At 61.2% G+C, this 6,482-nt stretch carries 4 protein-coding genes; all 4 read right to left on the reverse strand.

Translation table 11 applies throughout. The features are described 5' to 3' along the window. Positions 1–53: 53 nt before the first annotated feature. The gene (bcsG, locus tag ACJROR_RS05765; RefSeq protein WP_406546254.1) at positions 54–1,715 is read right to left on the reverse strand and encodes a cellulose biosynthesis protein BcsG; all 1,662 of its coding nucleotides are present in this window, start codon (positions 1,713–1,715) and stop codon (positions 54–56) included. Between the two features lie 12 nt (positions 1,716–1,727). Next, entirely contained in the window at positions 1,728–2,039 is a 312-nt protein-coding gene (locus ACJROR_RS05770; RefSeq protein ID WP_406546255.1) for a hypothetical protein, read from the reverse strand. Then, entirely contained in the window at positions 2,036–3,724 is a 1,689-nt protein-coding gene (locus tag ACJROR_RS05775) for a BcsE family c-di-GMP-binding protein (RefSeq protein WP_406546256.1), read from the reverse strand. Before ACJROR_RS05775 ends, ACJROR_RS05770 begins: the two co-directional genes overlap by 4 nt. A 28-nt stretch (positions 3,725–3,752) precedes the next feature. Further along, positions 3,753–6,482: cellulose synthase subunit BcsC-related outer membrane protein (locus tag ACJROR_RS05780; protein WP_406546257.1), on the reverse strand; the 2,730-nt coding region annotated here is incomplete at its 5' end.

A 6,482-nucleotide genomic window follows, 5' to 3' on the forward strand; every position in this document is an offset into this window, starting at 1 on the left:
ATCTCTCTCTTCTTCAGGCCGGCGACTTCCCGCATCAGCCGCCGGCCGGTTCATCAGTAAACATACGGTGTCCAGCTGCCCCCCTTGATCTTATAGAACCCCTTGTCGCCGTACTTGATAAAGAAGGCGTTGGTGCTTTCTGATATCGGTGCGGTTTCCGGGAGATTGCGGGTAATGGAGTCCAGATTATTGCTGTCCGGATCGGCGTAGGCATTCTCCTTAATGGATCTCGCAATAAGCTCTGACAGCGCCAGATAGCTGTGCCGCCCCTGAAGCTTAATCTGGGATTCCTGATGCTGTTTTCCGAAGAATCTCACGTATACCGGGAGCTCGGTGATCCTGTCCGTGGGGATTTCCCGGAGCTTGGCGAACTGCATTTTATCTCCGGCGATGGCGCCGCCGTGCTCCGGCACCATGATAAAGAGCACGTTCCGGCCGCTCTTTTCCAGCTGATCCGCAAAGGCGCTGAGATCGTCCAGAAGCCGCCGGAGCCGGGGTTCAAAGTCCAGGGATCTCCTTTCCCCGTCGTTGTGCAGGCCGTCATGGAGGGAAATCAGGTTGAAGAACGCCGCATTGCCGTAGGAGCTGTTCCGGGAGACGCTGTTCAGGTACTGCTCGAAGAGGGCGGCATCGCTGTAAACAGGGGTGCCGTCAAAGGATCGGTAGGCAATCCTGAGAAGCTCCGGATCCTCGGGCTCTCCGGAGAGTCCGGCCAGAGTCTGGAGCGATGAGAGATACTCGCCGTAAACCCCGTTGTGATCCAGATAAACCGAGGTGGTGAAGCCCAGGGCGGCGAGATTGTTCAGGAGCTCGCATTCCTGCCGTCTGCCCTTGTACATTTCCGCCTCGGTTTCCTGGCCGCAGGAGGAACGGAGGAGCCGGAGAGAGGCCGGCACCGAGTAGGAGGTGGCGCCGTTAAAGTGCTCGAAGGACACGTCAAACTTATTGAAAAGCGGATGATCCTCCAGACGGGTCTGGCGGATATCGTCCCGGGACAGGGAGCAGATATTCATAAGCACAATGTCAAAGGGCGCGAAATCCGCTTCCAGCCGGCCGGGGAGAACCGTCTTCCGGAAGGCCTCCCGGGCAAAGAACCGGGTGACATACTTTTCCAGGTTTTTGTCAGTGGGGGAGTCCGTCATGGGCGGGATATCATCGGAACCCTGAGCGCCGCCGCCTCCGGCGGGGGCGCAGGTCTGAGCGGCCGCCATGAGGGTGGCGGCCTTTTCAGCATCAGAGGGGCCGGTTTTCCAGGTGTCGTAGCAGGAGAGGGCGAACAGTGTCAGGAACACCACGGTGGTGACCCGGAGGTAGGATTTCAGGAACCAGGAGAGCAGCATCACCCCCAGGAAGGCGAAGATCATGGGGAAGGATATAAAGTCCCACAGGAAGTTCAGCACGTAATCCAGGGACATCTCCTCCAGCTGGCGCTGCTGGGTAAGGATCTGCTCGACTCCCGGGAGATAGCTGTCATGGTAAAGCAGACCAATGGCCAGAACCCCCAGAAAGAGGCGCCAGCAGGCATGGTATATGCGGGATCCCAGATGGACAGTGAGGAGCGCCGCCATAATGATATTGAGCAGGATGTCCAGATGGATGTAGGAGAAATAGTAAAGACCGAATTTGAAGAGGAAATAGGAGTTCCAGATCCCCAGTCCCGCGGTTCTGAAATTGATGAATTTGGCGATGCCATCCTTAAGTTTTTGAAGTTTCATGGGCGCGCTTCCTTAAAGATCTGGATTCCCGGATGCCTTTTCGTCTGCAGATCTGTCGTCCGCATAACCGTCGTCCGCGGCGCTGTCCTCTGCGGCGGACTCTCTCCCGGAAGCGTCCTTGGCGGGGGCTTTCGGGGCCATGAGGTCTGACAGCGCGCCCCGGGACACGATATTGCTTTTGTGAAAAAGGTTCACCAGAATGAGGCCCGGCACCCGGGGATGCCGCCCCAGCAGGTAGCCCAGGGGAACAAAGCACAGAGCCGCCAGAAAAAGGAGCTCCAGAATATCCGTCAGGGACAGCAGTTCATCCGATAATTCTGTCATTTGCCGTTCTCCGTTTTTTCTATGTGTTCCTTGGATTCTCTGTCTTCCCGGGATTCTCTGATTTCCCGGAATTTCCGGTCTTCCTCATAGAGGCTGATGGCGGTGATCACGGGCGGGGTATGGTTTGCCACGCCGGAAATGGCGGCGCCGCCGCTTCTCAGCTGCTTAAGACCGGCATTCTTCTGCTCGGCCAGGCGGATAAAGCGGAGATCCTCCGGCGCCGGGGGGCGGTCCTGGCTGAGATCCCGCAGGAATTCCAGAATTTTCCGGCGGTTTGAGATCACGCTCATGGCGGTAAAAATCTTATCCGCCGGCTCGGTGAAGATGCGATTCAGGGTGGCCGGGATCTCCTCGTAGCTGCAGGAGGACAGAAATACCAGGATCCGGTTTTCCCAGACGGAGCAGATATCCCCGTGCCGCGACGGATGGAACAGCGAGGCGGCAATGCCCGGAGTGATGCCGTTCCGGCAGGACAGGATCACCAGAGCCGGAGAGCGCTTCAGCCACAGGATGCTGCTGTTTCCCCCCACGGATTCCGTGATGATGCTGATAAACCTCCCGGTGTCCTGATAGCCGGATCCCAGCGCGGCAAACTCCCGGTATTCCCGGAGGATTTCCTGATAGCGGGGGACGTTCCCCTGCCAGGGATAGTTTCGGATCCGTTCCAGCATGACATTCATATAGATGGGGCGGGCGTCATGAGGGAAGATAAAGCTGGCGCCGCTGGCCAGAAGGAGCCGTTCCGAGCTGTTCCGGATGCCGGGGAGCTTTTCCCAGACCACCAGCACCGGACTCGCGCCCCGGGTCGCCCGGAGGAGGTGGAGATCCTCCGCCAGCTCCTCGATTTCCGCCCGGGATCTGAGCTCCAGAATGCAGGTGGCTCCGGTGATCTTTTCCTTAACGGCATCCACCAGGGATCTGTTGTCCGGAAAATACTCCGTGCGGGTGTAGAACCCGGAGTCCGCCACAAAATCATGCCCGGCAATGTAGCATTTCGCGGCATCCGCAAAGATGTCCAGTGGCACCCCGTCGCTCCGGATGCTGCAAAACCCGTCCCCGGTCAGCTTAAGGAGGCAGATCATGGTGTCTGTGCGGGAGCTGCCGTCGGTCCAGAACTGGATTTCGTAGCGGTAGGTGAGATCCCGGGGAGCACCGCTTTTCACATTGTCTCCCTCCGGGATCCGGGAAAGCAAAGCCAGCCCTGTAAGCGCCGGGCTTACCGCCACCAGCCGGTCATCGACTCCCGGCTCCTGCCCCCAGGGGAGGAGGAGGAGGGTATTTCCGCTCTCCCGGAGACAGGCGCGGATGTCCGCAAGCTGTCTGGCGAGGTCGCTGACAGTGTCTTCCAGAACCAGCCGGCCCCGGAACAGGCAGATTATTAAAACGTCGCTTTTGAAGCCCAGGCATTTCCGGAGATCCCGGGGGAGATCGGAGAACAGCCGGCGGAGGGAGCGCACGGTAAAAAATTCCGCATTCTGGAAGCCCCGGGAGCATTCCGGGGTCAGGGGGTTCGTCTTCGGCAGCGGTTCATCGGAAATCAGAAGAGAGGTTATCCCCCGGGATTTGCCGATGGCATAGAGGGTCAGGAGCAGGGCGGTTTCCCGGGTGTCGGTCTCGATGACGGAAAGACAGCCCGGGGCCAGCTGCTGTATTTGGGTCTGAAGCTGGATTATTCCTAACTGCATAAAAAGCGATGCCTCCAGATAATGCCTGTTACCATTCCATAACCGGAGCCGGAGCCTCCGGACCCAGAGGGAGGGGGAGCGCCGTGTCTCCGAAGGTGTAGCGGAGATAGAGGGAGCCCTCCCAGGGGGAGTAGCCCGGCGCCTTTTCCGCTCCCAGCGCGGCCCCCAGAGTCAGCCTGTCCCCCAGCCTTCTCTCGAGGCGGCCCCGAATTACCCAGCCGAAGCTATCATCGCTGTCCCGGGAGGACGCGGCATCCCGGTCGGTGATCCCCGAAGGCGTGATCCCCTTTTGGGGATAGCGGGGAGTGCCTCCGTCCCGGACAAAGGAGAGGGAGACCCCGGCCTCGGCCCGGAACGACCAGTCCTGAGTCCGCTTGTCCCAGGTCAGGGTCAGGCTGTTTCCGAGACTTGATCTCGGGGAGTAGTAGCCTCCCTGCCCCAGAGTATAGCCGGAAAGATCCTTGTCAAATGACAGCCAGGACAGGGAGGCTCCCAGACTGAGCCTTTCATTGGCATCATTGATAAAGCGGTGATACCAGCCGGCCATAATCCGACAGTCGGAGTTATCTGCCACGTTCTTCCCGGTGACGCTCTCCCAGCGGGCCTGGCCCCAGAAGCCGTCCCGGGGGAGTCCCGTAAAGCTCCCCGAGAGCTCGGCCCCCAGAGCCCGCACGGCGCCCCAGACGATGCCGGTGCCGGGATCATAGTCCCCGTGATAGGAGAGGAGGGAGCCGGTGAGGGCCCGGCGGTAGCCCCGGAGTCCGCCCCGGAAGCCGTCAGCAAAGCTCTTGCTTGCCCGGATGCTCCCCAGAAGATCGGTATTCTGCCAGCGCCCCCGGTTGGTGTCCCGGACAATGCGGGGCGCGGTGCCCAGAAAAGCTTCCAGGTTTTCCGAAGTGTAGCGGGCTCCGAATACGGGAGCGGTGAAGGAGCCCAGATTGCCGGCGGGGCACCCTGCGGCGAAGCAGCTCCCGTACATGGCCTCCCAGGGGATCCCGGTTCTGAGTCCTCCCGCATCCATATGAATTCCCTCGGCCTGAAGCTCCAGGGTACCCCCCAGAGCCCCGGCGCGGAAATGAAGGAGATAGTTCTGTTCCCGGAGATCCGAGTACCCCGGAGTCCCGGTATCCCGGAGGTAGCGGAAGCCCAGGGTGAGATCCGGGGTGTGATAGCGGAAGCTTTCTTCCCCCCGGGAACGCAGGGAGGCGCGGAGCCAGGGCTCCGGCTCAGGATCCTTGCCCGGCAGCTCCGCATTCAGCGGCCCGGAAAGCGCCCGGGTATAGGCGAGATCCCCGCCGTAATCCCGGCCGTCCAGAGTTTCCAGAGCCTTCCGGTAGAAGTCCCCGGCCTCCCGGCGGGATCCCGCGTCCTTAAGAAGGTCGCCGTAATCCCGGAGGATAAGAGCGCGGTCTTCAGAAGCGGCGCTGTCCGGAGCCGATCTCAGGGCGAGATCCAGAGTTTCCCGGGCCCGATCCGGCTCTCCGAGCTCCCGGTAGAGTCCGGCAAGCTCCTGAAGCGCCGCGGTATCCTCCGGCGGGACAGCCTTCCGGGCCCGGTCAGCCAGGAGGGCGGCTCTTCCGGGATCCCCCGCGCGGAGGGCGCTTTGCCCTGCCGGGATCAGGATCTCCGGAGAGACGGGACTGCCGTCATTGTCTGCCGCCTCCAGAAGCTTCCGGTAGCTCCGGTTTGCGGTCTCATAGTCTCCCCGGCTGAGAGCGTCCCGGGCCCGGAGGGGCTCTGCCAGATCCTCCGGGAGGGACGCGAGATATAATTCTGCCTCTGCGGGATTATGGTTCCGGTAAGCCCTCCGGGACAGAGCAAGGAGGATGTTCCTCCGGAGCTCCTCATCCTGAAAGCCCCGGTTTTCCGCAGCGGTGAATAATGCGAGGGCCTTGTCCTCTTCATCCAGGGAAAGAAGCAGGTAGCATTCCGCCTTTACGGCGGCGGGGCTTCCCCGCTCTCCCTCCGGGAGAGCGCTGAAGAGCCGGAGCGCGAGATCCTTCCGGCCGGTCTTATGGTAATCCCGCCCCAGACTCCCGAGGTTCCAGACATCCCCGGGATCCCGTTTCCGGAGCTCCTCCCGGATCGCGGCGGCCCGGGGGTAAGCGCCTTTGTTTTCCAGATCCTGAGCTTCCCTGCTGAGTCTCGCGAGCTCGGCCTTCTGAAGGAGCTTCCTGCGGAGATCCCGGAGATCCCGATCCCGCTTTTCCCAGCGGGCGGCGATGCTAAGGGCCTGCTCTTCCTCCCCCGTCTTTATCAGAAAGAGAGCATAGGGATAGGCATGGCTTTGCCGTTCCAGCAGCTTTCCGGCGGCGGCGAAGAGATCCCGGGCCTCCTTTATGCGGCCGCTGTCATAGAGAAGAACGGCGGCATGATAGCGGTTCCAGGCGTTTTCCGGATCCAGCCGGAGGGCGGCAAGGCGCTCCGCAATGGCGGCGGAAAACCGGCCGGCGTTTTCCGCGGCCTCGGCCTTTTTCAGGAAAAGATCCGCCTGGATCCCCTGCAGAGTTTTCCGGATCCGGCGCTGCTCTTCGGGGCTTTCGTTTTTGCTGAGGCGGAGGGCCTCCTTTTCGTGCCGGTTAAATTCCGCGGTTTTTCCTGCCGCAAGAGCCGCCCGGGCGAGTCCCACATGAGGGTAGGGGCTTTCCGGAAGCTCCCGGGCCGCCGCCAGATAGCGTTCCCGGGCGAGCCTCAGGTTATTTTTTTGGAGCGCCTGATCCCCCGCTGTTACCAGAACCCAGCCCTGACTGTTCCGGAG

Source organism: Succinimonas sp. (assembly GCF_045225735.1).
GTDB lineage: Bacteria > Pseudomonadota > Gammaproteobacteria > Enterobacterales > Succinivibrionaceae > Succinimonas.